Annotated in this window: 2 protein-coding genes and 1 pseudogene; all 3 read right to left on the bottom strand. The window is 64.1% G+C overall.

All coding sequences use genetic code 11. The annotated features are described in order from the left end of the window. Window positions 1–1,175, bottom strand: a 1,175-nt coding sequence (locus MH112_RS09025) for a beta-propeller fold lactonase family protein (protein ID WP_296566771.1), incomplete at its 3' end; no start/stop codon positions are given. Window positions 1,176–1,256: 81 nt separating this feature from the next. Next, entirely contained in the window at window positions 1,257–1,778 is a 522-nt protein-coding gene (locus MH112_RS09020) for a hypothetical protein (RefSeq protein WP_296566769.1), read from the bottom strand. A gap of 15 nt (window positions 1,779–1,793) precedes the next feature. Further along, window positions 1,794–2,039: pseudogene (locus MH112_RS09015) on the bottom strand (GMP synthase (glutamine-hydrolyzing)); the annotation flags it as partial.

Here is a 2,039-nt window from a genome sequence, read left to right as displayed (position 1 = left end):
ACCCATAGCTGCCCGACCGACGGCCCCGGACGGGTTGAGTAGCCTTGAGCCAGTCGTGTCCAGCCACTGCGGGGCGCATTGACGACCTGGAGTGGCTGAAGTCCCGGCCGTGACGTGCTGCCGCGCGACCGATCAGGGGCCACCGCCACCGCAGCCGGACTGAGGCTGACCCCATTGTCATTCAGCAAGGCGCTGGTCGCTGTCACGGCATCGATAACCGCCACCCGTCCTGAGTTCAGTCCAGTGACCAGGACCCGGCGACCATCGGGGGTGATCGCCACGTCGTCCGGCGCGGCAAGGGCAACCGACACGGTCGAAACAACAGCGGCCTTGGCGACATCGATGACCGAGACCGTGAAGGGGCCGAGCGACGGATGCCCGGAAAGGACGTGGCGATGGTTTGCAACATAGACGCGGCTACCGTCGGGCGTGATCGCCAGCCCCCTTGGATACCGTCCGACGGGTATTGTGGTGACCACGGCATTGGTCGCTGTGTCGATCACCGAGACGGAGTCGGCCCATGACTGAGTGACATAGACCCGAGCGCCGTCCGGCGTGACCGCGATGTCAAATGGAGCATCCCGGCCAGGGCGTTGCGACAAGGGTATGGTGGCCAAGACGCTGCGGGAGGCGACGTCGATCACCGAAACCCCGCCGGACAGCATGTTGGTTACATAGGCGCGTGTTCCATCCGGGCTGAACGCGATGCTCGCGGGCTCATCTCCGACGGGCACGATCGCCACGAGATCCCCGGTTTCCGCATCGATCACGGCCACATCGTTGGCGGGCGTGATCACCACATAGGCGAATGCGCCATCCGGGGACCAGGCGACGTTGGTGGGGCTGTCCCAGAGTCTGATGCTTTGGAGGAGAACATCGTCGACGGCGTCGATGATCAACACCGTCTGCTGCTCGTCGTGGCTGACCAGGATGCGGCGTCCATCCGGCGCCACGGCGATGTCCCTGGGCTGAAGGTCCACCTCCAGGCTGGTGATCACACGATTGCGCGCCACATCGATCACTGAGACCGTCATGTCATCTGCATTGGTGACATAGGCTGTCTGGGCGTTGGCCAGACTGCCCCCCAGCACCATCGCGGCACACGCCGCCAGGGCCAAAAGGCCATGTGGACGCAAGAGGGAATCCCGCCGCGAACGGCCATGCGTCTGATCCATGACCTGTATGCCCTCTCGTCGCTTCGCCGAGGTCATCTGTGCTGACCGACCCGCGGTCCGTCAACAACCTGCCTTGGTCAATCAGTTCGCCGCAGGAACGAGCGTAAACGTACTCTCTGCGCCCGCCCCGTCTGGCCCCCAGTAGACTTCTGAGCGCGAGACAGACCCATCGGCATGGCGCTTGAACGCGAGATCATGCTGGAAGGACTCGTGCGGATCGAGATCGGTTGCATCCAGAAAGGCAAAGCGTATCTCGCCGTCCACAGCCGCGCTGGCGGCCAGGCGCGGCTGATTGCCCTGTGGACAGTAGTGGGTGGCCAGCAGGCGCTCGCCATCGCGGTGATAGAGGGTCAGCGAGTGCATGCGTTCGCCGAGCATCCATCGCTCGACGATCACGCTTCCACCTGCGGTCGGCTCGAAAACGATCTGCAGCGAAGCCGCTTCCCGAACCTGCCATTTCCCCTTCATGGCCGCGACCTGCTCAAACGGCGTGGCGGACGAGGACTGTAGGTCCTCGGCCTTGGCAGATGCGCCGCCGGCCAGCGAACAGACCAGTATTGTCCCCGCGATGACCGCTTGCCGGATCAGAGATTGCTTCCTCATGCCCCCTTTCCCACCTCACTCCCATTCAATCGTGCCGGGGGGCTTGGACGTCACGTCATAGACCACGCGGTTGACCCCGCGGACCTCATTGATGATGCGGGTGGCGGCCCGGGCCAGGACATCCCAGGGAAATTCGAAGAAGTCGGCGGTCATACCGTCGGTGGAGGTGACCGCCCTCAGGGCACAGACATTTTCATAGGTGCGGGCGTCGCCCATCACCCCGACGGTCTTGACCGGCAGCAGGACGGCGAAAGCCTGCCA

The organism is Phenylobacterium sp., from assembly GCF_022402485.1.
In the GTDB taxonomy this organism is placed as follows: Bacteria; Pseudomonadota; Alphaproteobacteria; order Caulobacterales; family Caulobacteraceae; genus Phenylobacterium.
Note: the sequence above shows the minus strand (reverse complement) of the source record. Positions and strands in the feature narration are given on the sequence as shown.